Genomic DNA, 24,935 nt, shown 5'->3' on the forward strand with positions numbered 1-24,935 from the left:
ACTGACAATCCCGGCCACAACGGTCTGACCTGGGACGACGATCATTCCACCACGTGCTTCCCCTCCGGCTGGGCGCTGCACGAGGCCCGGAACGCGCAGTGCGTGCACTGCTGGCCGGTGCTCGGTGCGAACCTCTCGTCGAGGACCCGGCCGGCTGCCGTGGCCAGCAGGTCGCCGACCCACTCCCCCGCGAGGGGCTGCTGCACCTGGATCTTCGGGACGTCCTCGCCGCCGTCCTTCTTGGCCGCGCCCTGCCGCAGCTGGACGAGTTCGGCGCCGCCGGGCTCGGGGCGCCGGCCGTCGAAGACCTCGTCGACGGCTCCCTCGCGGACGGCCAGCTGATAGACCGCGAGCTGCGGGTGGTGGGCGACCTCGTCGCGGGTCGGGGCGGCCTTGCCGGTCTTGAAGTCCACGACGTACGCCCGGCCCTGTGCGTCCGTCTCGACGCGGTCCATGGAGCCGCGGATGCGCACCTCGTACTCGCCGCCCGCCTCCAGCGTCACGTCGAAGCCGTGCTCGGTGGCGACGGCGGTGCGCCCGCCGCGGTCCATGACGTGCCATGCGAGGAAGCGTTCCAGCGCCACGCGCGCGTGCTCCTTCTCCTGCCGGGACTTCCAGGGCGCGTCGAAGGCGAGCGCGTCCCACACCGAGTCGAGCCGCTCCATGAGGACGCCGAGGTCGGCGGGCGTACGGCCGGACGCGACCTCGTCGGCGAGCACGTGGACGACGTTCCCGAAGCCCTGGGCCGCGGTGGCGGGGGCGTCGGCCTTGACCTCGCGGCCCAGGAACCACTGCAGGGAGCAGGTGTTGGCGAGCTGGTCGAGGGCGCTGCCGGACAGGGCAACGGGCTGGTCCCGGTCGCGCAGCGGCACCGCACTGTGCGTCGGTTCGTACAGGCCCCACCAGCGGTCCGGGTGGGCGGCGGGCACCATCGGCCGGCCGTCCTCGTCGCTGAGCGCGGCCAGCCGGGCGAGCCTGCGGGCGGCGGCGTCGCGCAGTGCGTCGGAGGCGTCCGGGTCGACGGTGGTGGCGCGCAGTTCGGCGACGAGCGCGGAGACGGCGAGGGGGCGGCGGGGGCGCCCCGTGACGTCGCGGGGCTCGACGCCGAGCTCGGTGAGGAAGCGGGAGGGCTGGTCGCCGTCGTCGGCGGGGGCCTTCACCGCGGTGACGACGAGACGTTCACGCGCGCGCGTGGCGGCGACGTAGAAGAGGCGGCGTTCCTCGGCGAGGAGGGCGCCGGGGGTGAGGGGTTCGGCGAGGCCGTCGTGGCCGATCCGGTCGGCCTCCAGGAGGGAGCCTCGGCGGCGCAGGTCGGGCCACAGCCCTTCCTGCACCCCGGTCACGACGACCAGCCGCCACTCCAGGCCCTTGGAGCGGTGTGCGGTCATCAGCCGTACCGCTTCGGTCCGTACGGTGCGCCTGCTGAGGGTGTCGGCGGCGATGTCCTGGGCGTCCAGCTCCTCCAGGAAGTTGAGGGCGCCGCGCCCGCCGGAACGCTCCTCGGCACGGGCCGCCGTGTCGAACAGGGCACATATGGCGTCCAGGTCGCGGTCCGCGTTGCGCCCGGCGGGGCCGCCGCGCAAGGCGGCCTGCTCCAGGCGGCGCGTCCAGGTGGTGCTGCCCGCCCACAGTTCCCACAGGGCCCCCTCGGCGGTGCCGCCGCCTTCGAGGAGTTCGCGGGCCGTGCGCAGCAGGGCGCCGAGGCGTTGCGCCCCGCGCGCGTACGCAGGGTCGTGCGCGGCGAGCCGCTCGGGCTCGGCGAGGGCGCGTGCGAGGAGAACGTCGGAGGGCGGCGGCACCTTGTTGCCCGCGGCGCGTTCCTCGTCGCGCAGGGCACGGCCGAGGCGGCGCAGGTCGGCGGCGTCCATGCCGCCGAGGGGGGAGGCGAGGAGTTCGACGGCCGTCTCGATGCCGAGCCAGGCGGGCACGTGGACGGAGGCGGCGGCACCTCCCTCGGGCAAGCCGCCGTCCTCCGGCCAGCCGTTGCCGTCGCTGTCACCGTCGCCGTCGCTGTCACCGTCGCCGTCCGGCGCGGCCTCAAGAGGTGCGTGCTCGACAGGGTGCGCGCTGTCGACGGTGCCCGCCGTGAACGGTGTTCTCGGCGCGTGCTCCAGCGCCGCCTGCGCCACCGCCCGGAGCGCCGTCAGCAAAGGGGTGACCGCGGGCTCGTGCCGCAGCGGAAGGTCGTCGCCGTCGATCTCCAGGGGCACCCCGGCCGAGGTCAGCGCGCGCCGTACCGAGGGGATCGTCCGGCCGCCCGCACGGACGAGGACGGCCATCTCACTCCACGGCACGCCCTCCTCAAGATGTGCGCGGCGCAGGATGTCCGCGACGTTGTCCAGTTCGGTGCCCGCCGTCGGATACGTGAAGACCTCGACCCTGCCGCCGTCACGGACCGGGGCGAGGTCCCGGTGGGCCTGCACGGCGGCGGCCGGCAGCCGGCCCAGCGGCATCCGCCGGGTGAGCAACCGGGTCGCGGCGAGCAGTCCTGCGCCGGAGCGGCGCGAGGTGGTGAGGACCTCGACGCGGGCCGGGCTGCCGTCCGTGGTGCGGAAGGTCTGGGGGAAGTCGAGGATGCCGCCGACGTCGGCGCCCCGGAAGGCGTAGATCGACTGGTCGGGGTCGCCGAACGCCACCAGGGTGCGCCCCTGCCCGGCCAGCGCGTGCAGCAGCCGCACCTGGGCGGGGTCGGTGTCCTGGTACTCGTCGACGAACACCGCGTCATAGGCGGACGCGAGCCGTCCGGTCGCCGACTCGCGCTCGGCGAGCAGCACCGCGCGGTGCACCAGTTCCGCGTAGTCAAGGACGCCCTGCATGTCGAGGACGTCGAGGTACTCGGCGAGGAAGGTCGCCGCCGCCTGCCAGTCGGGGCGGCCTGTGCGGTGCGCGAAGTCACGCAGGGCGTCGGGGCCGAGCCCCAGTTCGCGGCTGCGGGCCAGCACCGCGCGGACCTCGTCGGCGAAGCCGCGGGTGGTGAGGCAGGCGCGCAGTTCGTCGGGCCAGCTGACGTGGGCCAGACCGGCCTTCTCCAGGTCGATCTCGCCGGCGAGCAGTTCCCGTACGGCCACGTCCTGCTCCGGGCCCGACAGCAGTCGCAGCGGCTCGCTGAACAGGTCGCTGTCCTGGTGGGCGCGGACCAGGGCGTAGCAGAACGAGTGGAAGGTGGTGGCCTGCGGGGCCTGCCTGGCGCCGAGGCGGAGCGCCATGCGGTCGCGCAGTTCGACGGCCGCCTTGCGGCTGAACGTCAGGACGAGGATCCGCTCGGGCCGGGTTCCCGCGGCCACTCTGGAGGCGACCGCCTCGACGAGGGTCGTCGTCTTTCCGGTGCCGGGTCCTGCCAGGACGAGCAGGGGTCCCTTCCCGTGGTCAACCACCGCGCGCTGCTCTGCGTCCAGCAAGGGAGGGTCCACCCGGCCCGGCGCTGTGCGAACCAGCCGGTAGGTGCCCGGGATCCGCTGCCGTGTCTGCCGATGGGGCCGGTACGACTGCGTCCGGTGTGTCCGGGAGGTCCCTGTGGATCCCGAGGGGTCCGAGGAAATGGAGGTGCTCACGTGGATCGCCGGTCCTGGTGGGTGGTGTGCTGGTCTGCCGTGCGGCCGCGGGGAACGACTGTGCCGGGCGGGGAACGACTGCGCTGAGGAAATGACTGTGCTGAGGGGACGACTGTGCTGTTCGGAGCCGCGCCGTACGGAGCCGCGCCGTGCCCGGCCGTGCCGTACGGAACCGTTGTGCCGTGCGCGACGGACGTAGTGCGTGCTCCCGACGCTACGCCAGGGAGCACACGGGACGCAGCGGCTCCGCCTCCCCCGCGCCGTCCCCGGCGCCCTCCGGCCCCTCCTGCCTCTCGTACTCCGTACGGTCCCAGGACAGCCCCGCGGCGCGCGCGATGGCGGAAGCTGGGCTGTGTGAGCCGTACGATCCGCCGCGCCCCGGCAGGAGCCTCAGGAGCCGCCCCCGTGGCCGTTCCCTGGTCCCTCGCCGCCGTCCCACCGGGCCCGCCTCATGTCGAGGCGCGGCAGGTGGTCCTCCGTGGTGCGCGGGGCCGTGCGCAGCGGGGTGCCCTCCGCGTGGTACTGCTCCAGCGCCCGCAGCTCGTTGCCGGGCAGGAGGTGGCCGTCCGCACGCACGACACGCCACCAGGGCACCGCGCCCCCGTACAGCGCCATCACCCGGCCGACCTGCCGAGGACCTCCCTCGGTCAGCCACTCCGCCACGTCCCCGTACGTCATCACCCGGCCCGGCGGGATCTGCTCCGCGACCGCCAGGACCCGTTCCGCGTACTCCGGGAGCTCGTCACTCACGGCAGGATCGTCGCTCATCCGGCCCATCCTGCCTCATGGCACCGACAGTGCGGCGAGGCGTTCACGCGCGCACGCGCGGCCGGGCGCGACGGCGTGTGCAGCACCCTGGCGCCCCACCGCACCATCCGGTCATGCCACCATCATCCGGATGGTGACAGGTGAGCCGAGACCAAGAAGAGACGACGATGAAGGAGCAGGACGTGCAGCCTCTACCGGCGGCAGGCGCTCCTGACGCCGTCCCACGCCCGGACGCGGGCACCGGGGAAGCCCCTGACGCGGCTGCCCCCGATGCCGACGTCCTTGGTACGGACAACCGTGACACCAGCGCTCCGGACGCCCGTCACACCAGCGCTCCCGACGCCCGTGACACCCACGCTCCGGACGCCCGTGACACCAGCACTCCGGAACCGTCCACCCCAGCCGCAAACGGTGCCTCCGACCTGGCGGGCGAGGGGCACGTGGAGCGCGTCTCCGGCGACGAGCCGCTGCTCGCCGCCCGGGTGCACCGTCCTGCCGACCTCGTACGGCTGCTGTCGGGTCTGCTCGGCATCATCTGTGTGATCGCCCTGGCGGCATTCGCGCACGGCACGGCGTCCGGTCTTGAGAAGGACATCCTGGAGGGCACCAAGGAGACCCCGGTCGTCTTCGTGCGGCTGGCGGGCCTGATCTCCAGCATCGCCGTACTGATCCTTCCCGTCGGCTTCGCCATTGAGCGACTGGTCAAACGCGACGGGCTGCGGATCGCCGACGGTGTGCTGGCTGCCGTCCTCGCGCACGGCGTCGCCCTCGCCACCGACCTGTGGGTCTCCGGCCCCGCCCCGAAGGCCATCCGGGAGGCGCTGACACAGGTCGCCAGCGACGGCAGCGGCCTCACCGACCCTGTGCACGGCTACCTCGCTCCCGTGATCGCGTACATGACGGCGGTCGGGATGGCGCGCAGGCCGCGCTGGCGGGTGGCGCTGTGGGCGGTGCTGCTGCTCAACGCGTTCGCGGTGCTGGTGGGCGGTCAGACGACGCCCCTGTCGATCGTCGTCACCGTGCTGATCGGCTGGACCGTGGCGTACGCCACCCTCTATGCGGTGGGCTCGCCCAATGTGCGCCCGACCGGGCAGACGCTGCTCGCGGGGCTGCGGCACGTGGGCTTCCGACCGGTGACGGCGATGCGCGCCGAAGAGCCCGTCGACGTGACCGACCAGAGCGACCGGGGGCGGCGCTACATCGTCACCCTGGAGGACGGCCCGCCCCTCGACATCACCGTCGTCGACCGCGAGCAGCAGGCGCACGGCTTCTTCTACCGGGTGTGGCGCCGCGTCACCCTGCGCGGCATCACCCAGCGCCGTTCGATCCAGTCGCTGCGGCAGGCTCTTGAGCAGGAGGCGCTCCTCGCGTACGCCGCCATCGCGGCCGGCGCGAACGCCCCGAAGCTGATCGCGACCTCCGAGCTCGGCCCGGACGCCGTGATGCTCGTGTACGAGCACACGGGCGGCCGGACGCTGGACTCGCTGCCCGACGAGGAGATCACCGACGACCTGCTGCGGGGCGCCTGGCGCCAGGTGAAGGCGCTCCAGTCGCGCCGTATCGCACACCGCAGGCTGGCCGGTGACGCGATTCTGGTGGATCGTTCCGGCACGGTGATCCTGACCGACCTGCGGGGCGGTGAGATCGCCGCGGGCGACGTGGTGCTGCGGATGGACGTGGCGCAGCTGCTGACCACCCTGGGGCTGCGTGCGGGCGCCGAGCGGGCCGTCGCCGCCGCCCTGGACGTGCTGGGCCCGGACACGGTCGCCGACAGCCTGCCGCTGCTGCAGCCGATCGCGCTGAGCCGCACCACGCGCGCGACGCTGCGCCGGCTGGGCCGCGAGCGGTCGCAGCGGCAGCGCGACGCCGTCCTCGCGGCGTCGCAGGCCTCCAAGGAGGCGCGGATCCGCGAGAAGGGCGGGGAGGCCGCCACCCCCGACGGGCGCAAGGCCGTGCGCGCGGAGAAGAAGGCCGAGAAGGAGGCCATCGACGAGGCCGTGGAGGGCGCCAGGGAGGAGGACCTGCTGTCGCAGATCCGCCACCAGGTGCTGCTGATCCGCCCGCAGGCACCGGTCGAACCGGTCCGTCTGGAGCGCATCAAGCCGCGCACGCTGATCAGTCTGCTGGCGGGCGCCTTCGCCGCGTACATCCTGATCTCGACCCTCCTGAAGAACCCGATCACCGACGCGTTCGCCACGATGAAGTGGGGCTGGGTCGCGCTGGCGCTGCTGTTCTCCGCGCTCAGCTATGTGGCGGCGGCGATGAGCCTGCTGGGGTTCGTCCCCGAGAAGGTGTCGTTCCGGCAGACCGTCAAGGCGCAGGTGGCCGGATCGTTCGTGAAGCTGGTGGCGCCGGCCGCGATCGGCGGTGTGGCGCTCAACACCCGCTTCCTGCAGCGGTCGGGCGTACGTCCCGGGCTCGCCGTCGCGAGCGTGGGCGCGTCCCAGCTGTTCGGCCTGGGCAGCCACATCGGGCTCCTGATGATCTTCGGTTATGTGACCGGAACCGAGCAGACCTCCTGGGAGAACCCGTCCCGGACGGTGATCGCGGGCCTGCTGACGGCGGCGGTGCTGGCGATGATCGTGACGGCGGTTCCGTTCCTGCGGAAGTTCGTGGTCACGCGCGTGCGTTCGCTGTTCGCCGGTGTCGTCCCGCGCATGCTCGACGTGTTGCAACGGCCGAAGAAGCTGGCCACCGGTATCGGCGGCATGGTGCTGCTGACGATGACGTTCGTCATGTGTCTGGACGCGTCGGTCCGCGCCTTCGGGCAGAGCGACGGCGACCACCTCAGCTACGCCGCTGTCGCGGTGGTGTTCCTGACGGCCAACGCGGTGGGTTCGGCGGTGCCGACGCCCGGTGGCGTCGGTGCGGTCGAGGCCTCGCTGTTCGGCGCGCTGACGCTCTCCGGGCTGCCGGCGTCCGTGGCGACCCCGGCAGTGCTGCTGTACCGGCTGCTGACGTTCTGGCTGCCGGTGCTGCCGGGCTGGCTGTTCTTCAACTCGCTGACGCGCAAGGGTGCCCTGTAGCCGCCTCAAAGAGGCGGCCGGGGCACCCGCTTGGACCCCGGCGCGCGCGGTCCGGACCGCTCCGGCGCACGATGGTGGGCATGCCTACCCCTTCCGCGCTGCGCGCTCCCGCCCTGGCCGCCTCCGTCGTCGTACTGCTGTCCCTCGCCGGATGTACCGACGGCGGTACCAGCAAGGAAGAGGGCGAGGGCGGCAAGAAGCAGGACCTCGCCGCCCAGGAGCTGAAGTGGGAGGAGTGCCCCGCCCCCACCCCCGCGCAGGGCGAGGGCACGAAGCCGTCGCCGCTGCCGGGCGGCGCCGAGTGGAAGTGCGCCACGATGCAGGTGCCGCGCGACTACGCGAAGCCGGACGGCGACCGCATCGAACTGGCCCTGATCCGGGCCGAGGCCGCCGACAAGGAGAAGCGCATCGGCTCGCTGATCTTCAACTTCGGCGGTCCCGGCGGCTCCGGGGTGACCACCCTGCCCAGCGCGGGCAAGGACTACGCCAAGCTCCGCTCCCGGTACGACCTGGTCAGCTTCGACCCGCGCGGGGTGGGCCGCAGCGCCCCCGTGAAGTGCCAGGACGACCAGGCGCTCGACGCGTACTACGCCGAGGACGCCACTCCCGACGACGCCGCCGAGGAGAAGGCCTACGCCGACGGCGTCAAGGCGTACGCCGCCGCCTGCGAGAAGAACTCGGGCGCCGAGCTGCCGTACGTCGGCACCACCAACGCGGCCAAGGACCTCGACCTGATGCGCCAGGTCCTCGGCGACGACAAGCTGTACTACTTCGGCATCTCGTACGGCACCGAACTCGGCGGCGTCTACGCCCACCTCTTCCCGGGGAAGGTCGGCCGGGCCGTCTTCGACGCGGTCGTGGACCCCACCCAGAAGACCGAGCAGAGTTCGCTGGGCCAGGCCAAGGGCTTCCAGCTCGCACTGAACAACTTCGCCAAGGACTGTGTGTCCCGGGGCGACGCCTGCAAGCTGTCGGGCAGCACCCCCAAGGAGATCGAGGACGGCATCGTCGCGCTCCTGAAACGCCTCGACAAGAAGCCCGTCCCGGGCGCGGACGGGCGGCAGCTGACACAGAGCCAGGCCACCAACGGCATCGTCCAGACGCTGTACTCGAAGGACTTCTGGCCCTACCTGGAGCAGGGTCTCGACGAGGCGGACGGCGGCAACGGCTCGCTGCTCCTCGTCCTCGCCGACTCCATGAACGGCCGCAACCAGGACGGCACCTACAGCAACATCGGGGCCGCCAACGCCGCCATCAACTGCGTGGACTCCAAGGAGCGTTACGACCAGGCGTACGCCAAGTCGAAGGTCCCGGAGTTCCGCGAGGCGTCCCCCGTCTTCGGCGACTTCCTCGCCTGGGGCCTGTCCGGCTGCTCCTCGTGGCCGGTGCCCGGCCAGTGGGAGACCCCGGACGTGAGCGCCCCCGGCGCGGCCCCGATCGTGGTCATCGGCAACACCGGCGACCCGGCGACTCCTTACGAGGGCGCCCGGAAGATGGCCGAGAAGCTGGGCAAGGGCGTCGGCGTCGAGCTGACGTACAAGGGCGAGGGTCACGGTGCGTACAACGGCGGAAGTGCGTGCGTGAAGACGAACGTGGACAACTACCTGCTGGACGGCAAGGTTCCGGCCGCCGGGACGGTCTGCGAGTAGGGCCTTTCCCTTGGCCCGGCCCACGGCCCGCCCCCTGGCCCCGTTGGCCCGCCCCCTGACGCTGCACGGATTTTCCGTCACTGTCAGTGGTCGCCCCTAGAGTATGGGTACTTGCTTTCGAACTCGGAGCAGGTGTGTGGAACACGCACGACGGGGGGCCATCCATGAAACTGCGCAGCGCATGGCGCGGACGGGCAAGTGCCGTGGTGGCGACGGTGGTTCTGACCGCTGTCGCCGCCACCGGATGCAGTACGGACACGGGTACGGTCGCGGGGTCGCCGCGGCTGGGGAAGGGCGGCGGAGACGGGCCGTCCGCTTCCCCGCAGCCACCGGTCCCCGATCCGCAGTCGACCGTGCCCGCCGCGCTCACCGGGCAGAAGCTCGCGTGGAAGGACTGCGAGGCACCGCGGAAGGCACGTGGCAACGAGGCCCTGCCGCCGGGCGGCGAGTGGCAGTGTGCCACCGCCAAAGTCCCCCTCGACTACCGGGAACAGTCGGGCGAGACCCTCGGAATCGCCCTGATCCGAGCCCGTGCGGCGGGCGGCGGAGGCAAGCGGATCGGCTCGCTCCTGTTCAACTTCGGCGGGCCCGGCGGCTCCGGCGTGGCGACGCTGCCCGCCATGGGCGAGCTGTTCGACTCCCTGCGCGGGCGGTACGACCTGGTGGGCTTTGACCCGCGCGGGGTGGCGGAGAGCTCCGAGATCGTCTGCCGTGACGACCGGGCGACAAAGGCCTCGCTCGCCCTGGACTCCACACCGGACACCCCCGCCGAGGAGAAGGCCTACTTCGACGACGCGAAGGCGTTCGGCGCGGGCTGCGCCCAGCGCTCGGGCAAGCTACTCGCCCATGTCGGCACCACCGACGCCGCCCGCGACCTCGACGTCCTGCGGCAGGTCCTGGGCGACCGCAAGCTGCACTACATCGGCTTCTCGTACGGCACCGAACTGGGCGGTGTGTACGCCCACTTGTTCCCGAAGAACGTGGGGCGGCTGGTCCTGGACGCCGTCGTCGACCCCTCCGCAGGCCTCGTGGGGCACTCCCGCAACCAGGCCCTCGGATTCCAGCGGGCCTTCGACAACTACTCCCGCGGCACCGGTACGACGCCCGCGGCGGGCACCGCACGGGTGGTACGGCTGCTCGACCGGCTCGACCGGGAGCCGCTCCCGGCCGGCCCGGGGCGCAGGCTCACCCAGAGCCTGGCCCTCACCGGCATCATCGCCCCGCTCTACAGCCGGAACAGCTGGCCCGCCCTGACCCAGGCGCTGAGCGCCGCCGAGAACGGCGACGGGGCACCGCTGCTGCGCCTGGCCGACTCGTACAACGACCGTGACAGCCAGGGCCACTACAGCACCGCACACCAGTCGCAGCGCGCCATCTCCTGCGCCGACACCTCGGGCCGGGTGAGTGCCGCGCAGGTCCGGGCCACGCACCTGGCGGACTTCCGCAAGGTCTCCCCCGCGTTCGGCCCCTATCTGGCCTGGGACCTGGCGGGCTGGTGCGCGTCCTGGCCGGTGCCGGGGGCGCACGAGACGCCGGAGGTGTCAGCTCCCGGTGCGGCGCCGATCCTGGTGGTGGGCGGTACGGGCGATCCGGCGACACCGTTCGAGGGCTCACTGCGGATGGCGGAGGAGCTCGGCAAGGGCGTCGGTGTGCACCTCACGTACAAGGGCGAGGGCCACGGGGCGTACCCGAGCGGCAACGCCTGCGTCGTACGGGCCGTGGACACGTACCTCCTGGACGGGAAAATACCGGCGGCGAGTACCGTGTGCTCATAACGGGCACCGCACGCTCACGGGCACAACCGTGCTCACGGGCACAACCGAAGGGGCCGGGCAGCCTCACGGCTTCCCGGCCCCTCTGCCGAAAGACGAAACAGGTCTAGTAGACCGGCTTCTCCGGCTCGATCTGGTGGACCCAGCCGATCACGCCGCCGCCGACATGCACCGCGTCGGAGAAGCCCGCCGACTTGAGGACGGCGAGGACTTCCGCACTGCGGACACCCGTCTTGCAATGCAGGACGATCTTCTTGTCCTGCGGCAGGTTCTCCAGGGCGGTGCCCATCAGGAACTCGCCCTTGGGGATCAGCTTCGCGCCGGGGATCGAGACGATCTCGTACTCGTTCGGCTCTCGGACGTCGATGATCTCGATCTTCTCGTCGGCGTCGATCCACTCCTTGAGCTGCTTGGGAGTGATTGTGGAGCCGGCCGCCGCCTCCTGGGCCTCCTCGGACACGACGCCGCAGAATGCCTCGTAGTCGATGAGCTCGGTGACGGTCGGGTTCTCGCCGCAGACCGCGCAGTCGGGGTCCTTGCGGACCTTCACCTGGCGGTACTGCATCTCCAGGGCGTCGTAGATCATCAGGCGGCCGACCAGCGAGTCGCCCACGCCGGTCAGGACCTTGATGGCCTCGGTGACCTGAATGGAGCCGATGGACGCGCAGAGCACACCGAGGACGCCGCCCTCGGCGCAGCTGGGGACCATGCCGGGCGGCGGGGGCTCCGGGTAGAGGCAGCGGTAGCAGGGGCCGTGCTCGGACCAGAAGACCGAGGCCTGGCCGTCGAAGCGGTAGATCGAGCCCCATACGTACGGCTTGTTGAGCAGGACGCACGCGTCGTTGACGAGGTAGCGCGTCGCGAAGTTGTCCGTGCCGTCGACGATGAGGTCGTACTGGGAGAAGATCTCCATCACGTTCTCGGCTTCGAGCCGCTCTTCGTGCAGTACGACGTTCACGTACGGGTTGACACCGAGGACCGAGTCCTTCGCGGACTGGGCCTTCGAGCGGCCGATGTCGGCCTGGCTGTGAATGATCTGGCGCTGCAGATTCGATTCGTCGACCTCGTCGAATTCGACGATGCCGAGCGTGCCGACACCTGCGGCGGCGAGGTACATCAGAGCGGGCGACCCGAGGCCGCCGGCACCCACGGCAAGCACCTTGGCGTTCTTCAGGCGCTTCTGCCCGTCCATCCCGACGTCCGGGATGATCAGGTGGCGGGAGTACCGACGGACCTCGTCGACGGTGAGCTCAGCAGCTGGCTCAACCAGGGGTGGCAGCGACACGGGAACTCCGGTGGTCGGGTAAATCAATACGGTTGTTCTCCGCGTAACACTGCCACGCCCCCTCTCATTCCGAGACACTCGGTCCGATGCGCGAGACGATTTCGTCCCAGTACCCGGGCAGGGCCTCCCAGGGGCTGCTTGCCCGGTCGCCTGCCCTGTCCCGGTCCGTCCGGTCCGTGAACCAGATCGTCCCGGCGCCCTGCCAGCGTGCGATGCGCAGCGCCTCCTCAAGATGTGTGCGCGGCACCCCGTGCACCAGGTGGCAGAACCGGGACGCCGGGTAGGCGGCCGTCCACGGGGCTGCCTGCGACCAGCGGTAGTCCGTCCACGGCCCGGAGAAGGTCACCAACTGGTCGGCGGTCTCGGCGTATCCGGGGTACGGATGGGTGCCGTGCCCGAGGACCAGCCGGGCACCGCCTTCGGGGTCCCCACCGGCGGTGTCCGCCCCGATGTCCGCCCCTGTGGCAGCCCCGGTGTCCGCCCCGTCGAGCATCGACCGCAGGGTGCCGGTGAGCCGCCGGGTGGCGGGCAGTTCCTCCCGGTCGGCGGGGCAGCGGTCCAGATAGAAGCCGTCGACCCGGTACCAGTCCAGGAAGCTCTGCGCGTCGGACACCAGCTCGGCGAACGCCCTGGCCCCGTACGTCATGTCGAGGTGTCCGAGCACCCGGAGCCCCGCGTTGCGCAGCCGTCCCACGGCTTCGAGGCAGTGCGGGTCGGGGCGGGCGCCCGGCCCTTCGGCGACGTTGAGCACGGTCCAGTGCAACGGGGCTGTGTGTCCGGGGTGGTCGGGGCCTGCCGCGTACAGCCGGGAGAAGCGCAGGAGTTCGGCCCACTCGACGGGGGCGAGGAGCGGGTGCGCGTACCCCGGGACGCCGATCCCGAGCCGGTCCGCCCCTATGGCGGGGCGGAGCGTGCCGGAGGCGGTCAGATGCGGCACGCGGCCTCCATCCAGATGTCCGCGAGGGACTCCTCCAGGTTGATCCGGGGCCGCCAGCCGAGCCGGTCGCGGGCGGTGCGCACGTCGGCCTGCTGCCAGCTGCCACAGCCGTCCGGATAGGGGTAGGGGGCCGCCCCGAGATGCTCGACGAGCGATTCGGAACGGGGGGCGCCGATGGTCGGGACGCCGCCGTTGCGGACGGCTGCGCTGGCGGCCGCGGAGCTGGAGTAGCCGCTGGGGGCGTCCAGTTCGTGCAGGGCGCCGCCGTAGCCGGCGACCCGGGCGAGGACGGCGGCGGCGTCGCGCAGCCGCACGGCGCGCCCGGTGCCGATGTTGACGACGCCCTGGGCGGCGGACAGCGAGGCGGCGTGGACGGCGCGCGCCACGTCCCGTACGTCGACGAAGTCGCGCTGCACGCCGAGGCCGCTGAGCTTGAGTTCACCGTCGCCGGACTGCATGGCGCGGCGCATCGCCTCGGCGAGGCGGCCGAGCGGCGATCCGGCGGGCGTGCCGGGCCCGACCGGCGAGAACACCCGCAGCACGACGGCGTCCAGGCCTGAGCCGAGGACGAGCTCCGTGGCGGCCAGCTTGCTGACGCCGTACGGGCCGCCGGGGCGCGGCACCGCGTCCTCGGCGGTGGACGATCCCGGCTGCGAGGGCCCGTACTCGGCGGCACAGCCGAGCTGGACGAGGCGGGCGCCGCAGCCACTGCGGCGCAGGGCCTCGCAGACGGTGGCGACGGCGACGGTGTTGTGCCGGGTGAGGTCGCGGGCGCCGCCCCGGGTGGCCCCGGCGCAGTTGACGACGACCCCGGGGTGGACGGCGTCCAGGAAGCGGGTCAGGGCTCCCGGGCTGCCGGTCGCGAGATCGAACCGTACGTCGGCGTCGTCGCCCCGCCCGAGGGCGGTGAGCTGGACGGCGGGGTCGGCGAGGAGGCGGTCCGCGACGAAGCGGCCGAGGTATCCGTTGGCGCCGAGCAGGAGAACCCTCATCGTGCGTCCCCTCGGTGCCGACGGGCGCGCACGGGCTGCACGGAGAGAAGGGGTGGGGGGTTCATGTGACGGTCTCCTTGGGGGTGTTGTACGGGCCCTGACGGTGTGACAGGGGTACTGCTGCGGCTGCCGCGACGTCGGCTTCGCGACTGCCAGGGGCGGTGGTCTTTCAGGGGTGGTGGTCTTTGTCAGGACGCATCACCGGCGCGGGTGCGCCGAGTGGGTCAGTCGCGCCGTCCCGCGTGCGCGGAGGCCCGCGACAGTGCGACTGCCGCGTGCGCGAGGAGGCCAAGGGCCGCGGCCCCGCAGGCGAGGGCGGGTACGACTCCGGCGCCCCACGCGCGGACGGCGGCCCTGACGGGCTCGGCCAGGGCTTCGCAGCCGGGCAGCCGCGCCGCCAACAGGCTGAGCAGGACGGTGGCTTCGGCGGCGCAGGCGGCGGTGAGCCCCGCTGCTCCAGCTTTGGGCAGACCGTGCACGGCGAGCAGTCTGGCCAGGAAGAGCAGCGCCCCGACCGCGAGCGCGGACACGGCGAACGTCCCGCCGAATCCGAGCCGGGCGGCCCCGTACAGCAGCATCGTCAGGGCGACGGCGTACAGCCCGAACACACCGAACAGCAACGGCCGTACGGCCGCCCCGAAGTCCTCCGTGCCACGGCTCACGCGCAGCCTGCGGTGCGCCTGTACGGTCAGCAGCCGCGCGCACCAGGCGGCGGGCGCAAGAGCCGCGGCGAGCCCGACGAGAGTGGCCGGGGACGGTGCCCACAGGGGCCCTTCGCCGAGCAGCCTCATCAGGACGCCGTCGCCGAGGGCCGCGTACAGCAGCAGCCAGCCGGTGCGCGTCCACGGGCCGTACCCGTCGGCGCGGAGAGGTCCGCGGCGCAGGCACAGTGCGACGGCGGCGACGGTGGCGAGCGCTCCGGCGGCGACGGCCGCGGCGCGGGCACCGCCCGTCATGCCGTCGGCGCCGAGCAGGGTGAGGGCGCACAGGGCGCCGGGCAGGAGCGCGTACGCCGCCCAGGCGGTCGGCAGCGAGGCGTCGTGCGCCCGGGGTTCCGGGGCGTGCGCCGGCGCGTCGTCCTCGTCGGCGCGCGGCACGCGCGCGTAGAGCTCCTCGGCGAGGGAGAAGACGTCACGGTGCCGGAAGCGGGCGGCGGTGCGGTCGGTGACACCGTGCGCTTCGAGTCCGGCGGCGATCTCCAGGGGGTCGACGGCCCGTTCGCACAGTTCGCGGTGGCGGTGCATGAGGGCCTTGACGGGGTCGGCCGGCCCGCGGCGGGCAGTGCCGGCACTCCGGCTGCCGCTGTACGACACGGGGGCCGAGGACGGCACCGACCGCACCGGGAGCACGGCCCGTACCGCGGCCGGGCCCGTCATTCCGGCCACGGCCGTGCCGTGGGCCGGAGTCTCCATGCCCGTCGGGTCTGCCGTCTGCGTGGTCATGGGCGTGCCTCCCGTAGGGCGTCGGTGTCGTCGGCGGGCGAGGGGTCGTAGGAGGTGACATGGGTGGGCGACGGGTCGTAGGAGGTGACGTGGGTGGGCATACGGGCCTCCAGGCCGGAGACCCGCCACTCCAGGCCGGTCATCCGCTCGCCCAGGTCGGTCACCTGGTCCGCGAGCAGGTGGTCGGGCTCGTACTCGACGAGGACGGCGACCGTGCCCTGCGACTCGGCGGGCCCGTAGTGCCTGGTACCAGGCCCAGGCCCAGGCCGGGGACCGGTGCCGGACCCGCTCCCGCCGTTCTCGTACGAGGCCCAACTCGGCACTCGCCCGACGGCGGCCGGAACAACCGGAAGGCCCGGAGCAACAGGAGCCGTCGAAACAGCACCAGCTGCTGGCACCACCACCTCAGCGGGAACCTCCACCTCAGCAGTCACTTCCGCCCCCGCTCCCCCACCGGTCCAGGCCCCCGGCACATACGCCTCCGCCGGGAATTCGAACGGCAGCGGGTCCGTGTCCAGCGCCTCCCGCCGCACCGGGCAGTGCGACACCATCTCCAGGTAAATGCCGCGAAATGCCGCGAGGTTCTGCTCGACGGTGAAGAGTTCGAGCGCCCGCGCACGCCCCGCAGCGCCCAGGCGCACCCTGCGCTCCGGATCACGCAGCAGGGCCAGGCAGGCGTCGGCGAGGGCACGCGGGTTGCGCGGCGGCACCACCAGGCCCGTGCCGCCGATGACTTCGACGACGGCGCCGACGTCCGTGGAGACCGTCGCCCGGCCGCAGAACATGGCCTCGACGAGGCTGAGCGGGAAGCCCTCGACCACGCTCGACAGCACCACCACCGAACCGGCCGCATAGGCGTCGGCCAGCTCCGGGGCCTCGGGGCCGCCGATCTCCTCAAAGAGGACGGGGCTCTCGCCCACCGCATAGGCGTCGGCGGCCTCGTCGGGGAAGAGCTGGGCGGCCAGCGCCCGGCAGTGCGCGAGGTAGGCGCGGGAGGACTCGTCCGTGACGGGGGCGCCGATGATCCTGAGCCGGGTGTCGGGTTCGGCCCTGCGCACCGCCGCGAAGGCGTGCAGCAGGCCGACGAGGTCCTTGGTGGGTTCGATCCGCCCCACCCACACCAGAGTGCCGTCCGAGCCCGCGACGCAGGAGCCCCTCTCGCCGGCCTCCCCGACCGCCGCGAACCGCTCCGACTCCATCCCGGGGTACACGGTGCGCTGCTTGGCCCGGTCGGCGCCGCAGCGCTCCTGCCAGCGCCGTGCGTGGGCGTTGCCGGGGGTGATCACGGCTGCCTGCTCGTACACCTCGGCGGCGAGGAGCCCGTGGAAGGCGGCGAGCAGCGTCCGTACGGATGCGCTCAACTCGGCTTCCTGGGCGGCCAGGTAGTGCGCCCGCAGCTGTACGCCGTACTCGGTGACCAGCAGCGGGACGCCGAAGAAGCGCTTGGCGAGGAGGCCCGGCAGTGCCGCCGCGCCGCCCGACGCCGCATGGCACAGGTCGACGGCGCCGAGGCCGCCCTCCCCCGCGTCGTACCAGTCGAGCGAGAGCGGGCGCAGGGCGCGCTCCAGGAGATCGGCGAAGACCAGGTAGTCGGACACCTTCGCGGTCTGCACGACGCGGGGTGCACCCGGCGCACGGCAGGCGCTCTCCAGCGCGCGCACGGCGCGTTCGGAGCGCAGGGCAGTGTGCAGTCCGCCCTTTTCGCGGGCGAGTTCGGCGAGTCCGTAGAGCCCGATGCAGAAACGCTCCGCCGCCGGCGGCGCACCGGCGGTCTCCCCCGCGCAGACCGCCGAGACCAGTTCGCCGAAGTGCGTGTCGAAGCGCCGCCGTTCGCGCCGGCCGTACGAGCGTCCGCCGAGCCGGCCGTGCGAGGTCCTGAAGTCCGTCTCCGAGGCCCACAGCGGGGCCGTCCTGACCCGGTGGACGTGCGGCGGCAGGGTGAGCCAGCCCTGCTCCTCCTGGTCCGCGCTGCGGCTCAGGGCGTAGATGTCGAACTCGTGCCGCGCGAGCCCGCGCACAAGCCGGTCGCACCAGAACCTGGTTTCACCGGTCGCATACGGGTAGCCACCCTCGGTAAGCAGTCCGATCCGCACGTGTACACCCCCGATCTCCCTTGTGGGCAGCCGCCGTTGGACCGGCGACTCGCAGCGGGACCGACCGTATGCGGACATGCCGGTGGTGCGACGGACGGTTGTCCATCGCACCACCGGAAGGGGTGAACAGTCGTAACTTTCACGCGCGGGTCGCGTTCAGTCGCGCTAGAGAGGTGTGCGCGCGCGTGGCGTCAGGCCACGACGAGCTCCTCGCGGGTCGTCCTGCGCGCGGCCGAGAGCACCGGATCGAGTGTCGGTACGGCCGCCAGGAGCTCCTTCGTGTACGCCTCGGTGGGCGCGCCGTAGACCTCGGCGACGGTCCCCTGCTCGACGATCCGGCCCTGGCGCATGACCGCGATCCGGTCGCTGACCTGCCGTACGACGGCGAGGTCGTGGGCGACGAAGACCAGCGCGAGTCCCAGCTCGCGCTGGAGCCGGCTGAGCAGTTCGATCACTTGGGCCTGGGTGGTGACGTCCAGTGCGGAGACGGGTTCGTCGCACACCACCAGCTTCGGTGAAGGGGCGAGGGCGCGGGCGATGCCGACGCGCTGGCGCTGGCCGCCGCTGAACTCGTGCGGGTAGCGGTCGTAGCGGTCCGGGTCGAGCCCGACGCGCTCCAGCAGCTCCTGCACGCGTGCCCGCAGCACCTTCTCGTCGCGTTCGCCCGCCGCGCGCAGGGGGTCGGCGATCGACTCCCCTATGCTGCGGCGCGGATTGAGGGACGCGACGGGGTCCTGGAAGACCATCTGCACGCCGTGCGCGTTCGGGCCGCCCGGTGTGCCGGACACCCGTCCCTGGCCGATCTCCCTACCCCCGTAACGGAGTCGGCCCGAGGTGGGCTCCAGCAGCCGCACGAGCATCCGCCCGAGCGTGGTCTTTCCGCTGCCGCTCTCGCCGACGATGCCCAGGGTCTCGCCCCGGTGCACGGTCAGCGACACGTCGTCGACGGCCGTCACGGCACGCTTCCCGCGCCCGAACTCCCGCCGCAGCGCGACGGCTTCGAGCGCCGGCTCACCCTCAAAGAGGACGTCGGGGCGGTTCAGCGGCCCGTCGAGGCGCGGCACGGCCTCCAGGAGGCTCCTGGTGTACGTCTGCCGGGGCGCGGCCAGCACGTCGGCCACGGGGCCGCGGTCCACCGCCCGCCCGTCGCGCATCACGAGGACGTCGTCGACGCTCTCCGCGGCCACTCCCACGTCGTGGGTGACCAGGAGCAGCCCCATGCCCTCCTCGCGCCGCAGCGCGTGCAGCAGGTCGAGGATCTGGGCCTGCACGGTGACGTCGAGGGCGGTGGTGGGCTCGTCGGCGATCAGCAGCTTCGGCTCGCAGGCGAGTGCCATGGCGATGAGGGCCCGCTGGCGCATGCCGCCGCTGAACTCGTGCGGGCGCGACCGGGACCTGCGTACGGCATCGGGAATGCCCACCCGGTCCAGCACCTGCACGGCACGGGCGCGTGCGTCCCGCCGGGACACCTTGCGATGCACGCGCAGGACTTCGGCGATCTGGTCGCCGACGGCGTAGTACGGGTCGAGGGAGGACAGCGGGTCCTGGAAGACCATGGCGGCCTTCGCGCCCCGCAGGGAGCGGAGTTCGGCCTCCGTGGCAGCGGCCACGTCCACTCCGGCGACCTTCACCGTGCCCTCGACCCGGGCGCCGGTCCCGCGATGCAGGCCCAGCAGGGCGGACGCGGTGGCGCTCTTCCCCGATCCCGACTCGCCGACCAGGGCGAGCGCACCGCCCTCGGGCAGCGCGAACGACAGGTCCCGTACGGCGGCGACCTCACCGCCCTCGCCCGGGAAGGTGACCGAGAGCCCTTCCACCTCCACCACAAAGCTGCTCATGTCAGCACCACCCGTCGGTCGGCCACCGCGTACAGCGCGTCCGCGACGGCATTGGCCAGCACTACGAAGAAGCCCGTCACCAGCACCATCCCGACGACCACCGGCAGATCGACGACCTTGACGGCCTCCACCAGCTCCCGTCCGAGTCCGGGCAGTCCGAACAGCGACTCGGTGAGCACCGCGCCGCCGAACATCGAACCGAAGTCGACCGCGCTGAGGGCGATCACGGGTGCGACGGCGCCCCGCAGGGCGTGCCGCCCCACGAGGGCGCGCTCGCTCACCCCGTACGCGCGAAACGTCCTGACGTGGTCGTCGGCCAGGGTCTCCAGCATGGAACTCCTGGTGAGCCGCGCGTACTTGGCGGACTCGATCAGCGCGAGGGAGAGCCACGGCAGCAGCAGGTTCCACGCCCACTGTTCCGGGTCCTCGCCGAAGGGCACGTATGTCGGGAAGGGCAGCCACTGGAGCGTCGAGCAGAACGCGATGACCAGCAGCAGTCCGATCACGAAGACCGGGGTGGCGGTCCCGGCGAGGGTGACCCAGGTCAGCACCCTTTCCGTGAGACGCCCGCGCCGCCATACGGACAGCACGCCGGTGCCGACGCCGAGCAGCAGCCACATCACCAGGGCGCCGATCACCAGGGATCCGGTGACAGGCAGCTTGGTGAGGATCAGCTGGGTGACCTGCTGGTCGCTCTGGTACGAGATTCCCAGGCACGGCGCGTCGCAGTGCAGCACTCCGGTGCCGGACGAGTAGTCGCGGCCCGCGAAGATGCCCTGCACGAAGTGCGCGTACTGCAGCCACAGCGGGTCTTCGAGCCGCAGCTGGTCACGCACCTGCGCCACTTGTACGGGCGAGCAGCGCGGCCCGCAGGCGATCTGCGCGACGTCGCCGGGAGCGACGTAGAAGACGAGGTACAGCAGGACGCTCAGCGCCGCCAGGACGAAGAGGGCCCCGCCGAGCCTGCGCAACAGGAAGCCGGTCACTGGGCCCCGCCCTTCTGACGACTCTCACGACGCGAGAGGAAGCGGCGGCCCGAGAGGAAGCGGCGCCGCGCCGTGCCCAGCCGCGACCGCGACCGCGGGTCCAGCGCCGTCCGTACGCCCTCCCCCAGCACTGTCATCGCCAGCACTGTGACGAACAGCAACAGCGCCGGTATCAACAGGTACGACGGCGCCGTCTGGTACCAGACGTCGGCGTCCGTGAGCATCTGTCCCCACGAAGGCGTCGGCGGCTTGATGCCGACCCCGAGGAAGGACAGCGCGGCCTCGGCCACGATGTTCTGCGGCAACAACAGGGCCGAGTAGGTGATGACGGGTGCGGCCAGCGCCGGGAGCAGCTCGCGCCGTGCGATCCGCCACTTGCCCCAGCCGCTGAGCCGGGCCGCCGAGACGTAGTCCAGCGACTTCAGCGTCAGGGTCTGCGCGCGCACGATCTTGGACGTGCCGGCCCAGCCGAGCAGGCCGACGACCAGCGCGATCAGCGCCGGGCGCGGGAACTCCGCCGGGACGATCGCGAGCAGCGCGAGGGCGATCACCATCAGCGGCATCGCCACGTTCACGTCGGTGAGGCGGCTGAGCACCTGGTCGACGGTGCGGCTGCCGAGCCCGGCCGCGAGGCCGATGACGACGCCGAGGAAGACCTGCAGGACGGTCGCGAAGAGGGCGACCCCGAGCGACACCCGCGCCCCGTACACGACCCGGGCGAACAGGTCGCGGCCGGTCTGCGGCTCGACACCGAGCCAGTGCTCGGCACTGATCCCGCCGAAGGGGCCGAGTGGCGCACCACCGGCGGCCGAGTCGACGAGCGCGGGATGGAAGGAGTTCGGGTCCTGCCCCTCCAGGGCGACGAGCAGCGGCGCGGCGAGCGCCACCAGCACCAGAAGTGCCACCACACCGGCCGCGACCATGGCAGCCCGCTGCGCGCGCAGCCGCCGCCAGAACTGGCGGGCCCCCGAGGCGGGGACGGCGACCTGCGCCGCCCCCACCTCTTGAGCCAGTAGAGCTTCACTCATCGCTACTTGACCGCAACCTGCGAGACGTCCAGCACACCGGTCCAGTCGCTGATCACGATGTTCTTGACGTCCTTGCCGAACAGCCGCTTGTAGACCGGGTGGAACAGCGGCACGGTCAGCGCCTGCTCGCCGATCTTCTTGTCGAGCGCGCCCCACCTCGCCGCGGCGGCGGACAGGTCGGTCAGCTTGTTGATCTCGTCGACCTCCTTGTTGACGGCCGGGTCGTCGAGCTGCGCGCTGTTGAAGTTGGAGCCGTCCTTGACGATCTGACGGCCGTCGAAGAGCGGGGCGAGGAACGGGCCGCCGGACGGCCAGTCGGCACCCCAGTGCCCGAGGAAGAGGCCGGGCTGCTTCTTCACGCTGTGCACGGTGTCGCTGTAGTCGTTCTCCTCAAGTCCCTTGAGCTCCAGGGCGATCCCGGCCTTCTTCAGCGCGTCCTGCAGCGCTGTGGCGATCTCCGGGCTGGTCTCGCGGTCCTTGGCGTTGGAGTGCGTCAGGGTGACGGTGAGGCCCTTGTCGTGCCCCGCCTCTTTGAGGAGCTCCTTCGCCTTGGCGGCGTTGCCGGTGTCGCCCGCCGGGAAGTGGTCGTACTTCACGTAGCCGAAGGACTTCTGCGGCGGCAGGTTCGTCGTCGCGGGCAGGGCGAGGGAGGACCCGCCGGCCGCGTTGATCACGGACGAGCGGTCGACGGCGTACGCGATCGCCTGGCGCACCTTCGGGTTGTCGAAGGGCTTCACCTTCGGGTTGAAGGCGAGGTAGTTGGTGTAGCCGAAGTGGCCGGTGCCGACGCGCGCGGCGAGGTTCTTGTCGCCGGCGACCTTGGCGAGCTCGGCGGGCCCGAGGTTGTTGTCGGTGGTCACGGCGGCGGAGTCGGTGCCCGCGCTCGCGGACAGCCGCTGGTTGATCACCGCCGGGTCGAGCCCGGAGCGGACCTCGATCCGGTCCGGGTACGCCTCGCGTTCCTGGTCCGTCTTCGCGTCCCAGTGCGGGTTGCGCTCCAGGAGCAGCTTCTCGCCGTCGTTCTCGTTCTTGACGACCTTGTACGGGCCCGAGGAGACGGGGTGTTCCTCGTACTTGGTCCCGTTGTCCTTGGTCTTCGGCACGGGCGTGGTCTGGGTCTGCGTCGCCAGGAAGGGGAATTCACCCTCCGGCTTGTTGAGGTGGAAGACGATCGTCCGCGCATCCGGGGTCTCGATCGAGTCGAGCCCCTTCTTCGCCTTGTACGGGCCTTCGTAGCCGGCGCCGCCTATCAGCCAGTCCCTCAGGTACGGGGCTCCGCCGGACAGTTCGGCGGCGAACGAACGCTCGATGCCGTACTTGATGTCGGCACTGGTGATCGGCGTGCCGTCCTCGTACTTCAGCCCCTCTTTGAGGGTGTACGTCCACACGGTGGCGTTCTTGCTGGGCCTGCCGAGGTCGGTCGCGAGGTCGGGGACGACCTTGGTGCCGTCGGCGCCGTTCTCCCGGTTGCGGGTGGTGAGCGTACGGAAGACCAGGGACGGAACGTTTCCGCCGCCCGAGGTGTAGAGCCGGGCCGGGTCGAAGTCGGTCTGCGGCTGCCGGTTGAGGATCTGGAGGGTGCCGCCCTTCTGCGGGGCGCCGGCCTTGCCGCCCGCGCCGCTCGCGGAGGCGGCGCCGTCGCCCTGCGGCCCGGCGCAGGCGGTGGCGGCGGTGGCGAGCGCGACAGCGGCGGCAACCACGGCCGCCCGGCGGGACGTGACGGATCTGCGCATGACGAAAGGACCTCTCGGGGGTTGGAAAGAAGGAGCACGCGCAGGCGCTCAGAACCCGGAAAGGATTCGCACGGAAAATGCCGCGCCTGCGGACGGAATGCAAAGGGGATGCATACGCCCGAGCGCGGCAATGTCAGGGAAGAAAAGCAAATTTCTGACGCGCACCTGGGCAGACGTCAGCTACAGAGAATGTCGGCGACGCAGTGCGCGGTCACACCGATGAGCGCGAGCTCAATGGCTGCGCGATCGGTGGCGGCTGCGTGACGGGGCGACATGCCGAGAAATATGAACGACCCCGCCCTTTATGTCAATCTCACTCTGAGACGGCGTCTCACATACCGGTCACACGCCGGACCCCTCCCCGGGCCCGCCCGTCAACTCCCGGGGTGCACCCAGGGGTTGGGCCTGCACTTCCGGTCGCCCGACTCCAGCGTCTTGGTCTGCTGCATCATCACGGGAGCGAGCGCCCCGTTCTTCACGCAGCCCTGATGGCCGTGCCCGAGCCGGTGTCCGACCTCGTGGTTGATCAGCATCTGCCGGTACGGAAGGAGCAGCTTCAGTCCGAAGGTCGGCGATCCGCCGGCCCACCGGTAAGCATTGATCATCACGCGCTCGGTGGCCGCGGAATCACAGGAGACATTCTTCGAGAGCGTTTCCAGCTCCGACTTCAGGCACCAGGTATTGGTGGTGACGGGAGTGGCGAGCGTCACGACGAAATCCGGATCCCCGGTGGATATTCGCTCGAACGTCATCTCACCGTTGCCCGCCCAGCTCCTTTTGTCGTTGAGGGTCTTCTGGATCGCCTCCGCGAAGAATTTCCCGTCGAGCCCGATGTTCTTCTCGACGTCCACCCGGTAGTGGTACTTCTTGCCCTTGCCCGGCGCCTTGTCCGTTCCCGGAACGGTGTCGAAGGTGTTCGGCCCGCTCTGGTCCGCGGCCATCGTCAGCTTCCGCGCCATGCGCTGTTCGTACGTCGGCGGGGCGGCGGGTGCCTGCTCCCCCTCGCTCCCCTGCGGCGCGACCCGGTCCTCGTCGCGCGAGGCGCCGTCGGCGAGCCTCCGGTCCCCCACGCTCGGGGCCGCCGAGTCCTTCGCCCCCGCACCGGAGTCGTGCCCGGCCACCACGACCGCGAGCACGGCGGTCACAGTGGCGGCGGAGACCCCGGTGACGGTACGGGCCCGGCGCCGCCTGGCGCGCCGGGCAGTGCCGTCGGAATCGACGTCGGCACCGTCGCTGTCGCCGTCGCCGTCCTTGTGGAGCGCTTCGGCCTCGTCCCAGTCGGTGACGGCCTCGTACGGATCACGCGCCTGCATGCGGGGCTGCGTCTGCGTACGGGGCTGCGGGCGCGCCCCCTCGAACGCTTCCACGAACTCCCGCCGGGGCCCCGGAATCCGCGGCGGCGCATGCGCGGCCGTGGCGCTCGGCGCCCCGACCCAGTCGCCGTACCGCCCACCACCCGTGTCGCCGACCGCACCGCGCCCACCGGGCACACCGAACGAACCGGTGTCGCCCCAGCCGCCGCCCGGCTCACGCTGCTCGGGATGCCCGCCGCGCACCGGCTGCGAAGGCACCGAAGGCGGCGCCGGCCGTGGCCCTCCCGCCAGGTGGTGCGGCTGGAACCGCGCCGCCGCCCCCATGTCGCCCTGGTGGCGCGGCAGCTCTCCCGTGTCGCCCCGCCTGCGGCGACCGCTCCCGGGCGCGACAGGCGCACCGGATGCGCTTGGGGCGCTGGACGTACCGGACGCACCTCTTGAGGTGTCGGTGCCCCTGCCTATGCCGGGGTTCTCGTCGGCACCCTTGGGTGCGGCACCTCGACGGCTGTGACGTCCCACGCG

General features: G+C 72.0%; 16 protein-coding genes. 3 read left to right on the top strand and 13 right to left on the bottom strand.

What is annotated here, in order from left to right:
* Positions 1-41: 41 nt before the first annotated feature.
* Positions 42-3,452 carry an ATP-dependent DNA helicase gene (locus tag AB0D18_RS17680; protein WP_362418920.1) on the bottom strand — a complete coding sequence of 1,137 codons (3,411 nt, stop codon included), beginning with the start codon at positions 3,450-3,452 and terminating at the stop codon, positions 42-44.
* A gap of 489 nt (positions 3,453-3,941) precedes the next feature.
* Entirely contained in the window at positions 3,942-4,319 is a 378-nt protein-coding gene (locus AB0D18_RS17685) for an MGMT family protein (protein ID WP_362418592.1), read from the bottom strand.
* Between the two features lie 167 nt (positions 4,320-4,486).
* Between AB0D18_RS17685 and AB0D18_RS17690 the strand changes: the two genes are divergently transcribed.
* From AB0D18_RS17690 to AB0D18_RS17700, 3 genes are all read left to right on the top strand, one after another.
* The gene (locus tag AB0D18_RS17690) at positions 4,487-7,345 is read left to right on the top strand and encodes a lysylphosphatidylglycerol synthase transmembrane domain-containing protein (RefSeq protein ID WP_362418595.1); all 2,859 of its coding nucleotides are present in this window, start codon (positions 4,487-4,489) and stop codon (positions 7,343-7,345) included.
* A gap of 80 nt (positions 7,346-7,425) precedes the next feature.
* Complete coding sequence (locus AB0D18_RS17695; RefSeq protein WP_362418598.1) at positions 7,426-8,994, top strand: alpha/beta hydrolase; 1,569 nt, start codon at positions 7,426-7,428, stop codon at positions 8,992-8,994.
* Positions 8,995-9,158: 164 nt separating this feature from the next.
* On the top strand, positions 9,159-10,769 hold the full coding sequence (locus tag AB0D18_RS17700) for an alpha/beta hydrolase (RefSeq protein ID WP_362418601.1): 1,611 nt from the start codon (positions 9,159-9,161) through the stop codon (positions 10,767-10,769).
* Positions 10,770-10,872: 103 nt separating this feature from the next.
* Here the strand turns inward: AB0D18_RS17700 and moeZ are convergent, their stop codons facing one another.
* The 11 genes from moeZ to AB0D18_RS17755 all read right to left on the bottom strand — a co-directional run bounded on the left by moeZ (position 10,873) and on the right by AB0D18_RS17755 (position 24,932).
* Complete coding sequence (moeZ, locus tag AB0D18_RS17705; RefSeq protein ID WP_362418604.1) at positions 10,873-12,051, bottom strand: adenylyltransferase/sulfurtransferase MoeZ; 1,179 nt, start codon at positions 12,049-12,051, stop codon at positions 10,873-10,875.
* Positions 12,052-12,115: 64 nt separating this feature from the next.
* A complete protein-coding gene (locus tag AB0D18_RS17710; protein WP_362418607.1) occupies positions 12,116-12,988 on the bottom strand; it encodes a spherulation-specific family 4 protein in 873 nt (290 codons plus the stop codon).
* A complete protein-coding gene (locus AB0D18_RS17715; RefSeq protein WP_362418610.1) occupies positions 12,976-13,980 on the bottom strand; it encodes an NAD-dependent epimerase/dehydratase family protein in 1,005 nt (334 codons plus the stop codon). Before AB0D18_RS17715 ends, AB0D18_RS17710 begins: the two co-directional genes overlap by 13 nt.
* Positions 13,981-14,204: 224 nt before the next feature.
* Complete coding sequence (locus AB0D18_RS17720; RefSeq protein WP_362418613.1) at positions 14,205-15,422, bottom strand: hypothetical protein; 1,218 nt, start codon at positions 15,420-15,422, stop codon at positions 14,205-14,207.
* Positions 15,419-17,515, bottom strand: coding sequence for a DUF3492 domain-containing protein (locus AB0D18_RS17725; protein WP_362418616.1), 2,097 nt, complete (start codon positions 17,513-17,515; stop codon positions 15,419-15,421). Before AB0D18_RS17725 ends, AB0D18_RS17720 begins: the two co-directional genes overlap by 4 nt.
* A 191-nt stretch (positions 17,516-17,706) precedes the next feature.
* Entirely contained in the window at positions 17,707-19,353 is a 1,647-nt protein-coding gene (locus AB0D18_RS17730; protein ID WP_362418619.1) for an ABC transporter ATP-binding protein, read from the bottom strand.
* Entirely contained in the window at positions 19,350-20,339 is a 990-nt protein-coding gene (locus AB0D18_RS17735) for an ABC transporter permease (protein WP_362418622.1), read from the bottom strand. The genes AB0D18_RS17730 and AB0D18_RS17735 overlap by 4 nt, the downstream gene beginning before the upstream one ends.
* A complete protein-coding gene (locus tag AB0D18_RS17740) occupies positions 20,336-21,367 on the bottom strand; it encodes an ABC transporter permease (RefSeq protein ID WP_362418625.1) in 1,032 nt (343 codons plus the stop codon). The genes AB0D18_RS17735 and AB0D18_RS17740 overlap by 4 nt, the downstream gene beginning before the upstream one ends.
* A gap of 2 nt (positions 21,368-21,369) precedes the next feature.
* Positions 21,370-23,100: an ABC transporter substrate-binding protein gene (locus tag AB0D18_RS17745; protein WP_362418628.1), complete on the bottom strand. Its 1,731-nt coding sequence runs from the start codon at positions 23,098-23,100 to the stop codon at positions 21,370-21,372.
* Positions 23,101-23,276: 176 nt separating this feature from the next.
* Positions 23,277-23,375, bottom strand: a complete 99-nt coding sequence (locus tag AB0D18_RS17750; protein ID WP_323188142.1) for an Ms4533A family Cys-rich leader peptide — start codon at positions 23,373-23,375, stop codon at positions 23,277-23,279.
* Positions 23,376-23,474: 99 nt separating this feature from the next.
* The gene (locus AB0D18_RS17755) at positions 23,475-24,932 is read right to left on the bottom strand and encodes a DUF3152 domain-containing protein (protein ID WP_362418631.1); all 1,458 of its coding nucleotides are present in this window, start codon (positions 24,930-24,932) and stop codon (positions 23,475-23,477) included.
* Between the last annotated feature and the right edge of the window lie 3 nt (positions 24,933-24,935).

Source organism: Streptomyces sp. NPDC048442, assembly GCF_040651475.1.
In the GTDB taxonomy this organism is placed as follows: domain Bacteria; phylum Actinomycetota; class Actinomycetes; order Streptomycetales; family Streptomycetaceae; genus Streptomyces.

Excerpts from the sequence above, each read along its gene's own strand:
- AB0D18_RS17685 (WP_362418592.1), bottom strand. The coding sequence starts at position 4,319 with ATGAGCGACGATCCTGCCGTGAGTGACGAGCTCCCGGAGTACGCGGAA.
- AB0D18_RS17715 (WP_362418610.1), bottom strand. The coding sequence starts at position 13,980 with ATGAGGGTTCTCCTGCTCGGCGCCAACGGATACCTCGGCCGCTTCGTC.
- AB0D18_RS17730 (WP_362418619.1), bottom strand. The coding sequence starts at position 19,353 with ATGAGCAGCTTTGTGGTGGAGGTGGAAGGGCTCTCGGTCACCTTCCCG.
- AB0D18_RS17745 (WP_362418628.1), bottom strand. The coding sequence starts at position 23,100 with ATGCGCAGATCCGTCACGTCCCGCCGGGCGGCCGTGGTTGCCGCCGCT.
- AB0D18_RS17700 (WP_362418601.1), top strand. The coding sequence starts at position 9,159 with ATGAAACTGCGCAGCGCATGGCGCGGACGGGCAAGTGCCGTGGTGGCG.
- AB0D18_RS17690 (WP_362418595.1), top strand. The coding sequence starts at position 4,487 with ATGAAGGAGCAGGACGTGCAGCCTCTACCGGCGGCAGGCGCTCCTGAC.
- AB0D18_RS17695 (WP_362418598.1), top strand. The coding sequence starts at position 7,426 with ATGCCTACCCCTTCCGCGCTGCGCGCTCCCGCCCTGGCCGCCTCCGTC.
- AB0D18_RS17750 (WP_323188142.1), bottom strand. The coding sequence starts at position 23,375 with ATGTCGCCCCGTCACGCAGCCGCCACCGATCGCGCAGCCATTGAGCTC.
- AB0D18_RS17720 (WP_362418613.1), bottom strand. The coding sequence starts at position 15,422 with ATGACCACGCAGACGGCAGACCCGACGGGCATGGAGACTCCGGCCCAC.
- AB0D18_RS17740 (WP_362418625.1), bottom strand. The coding sequence starts at position 21,367 with ATGAGTGAAGCTCTACTGGCTCAAGAGGTGGGGGCGGCGCAGGTCGCC.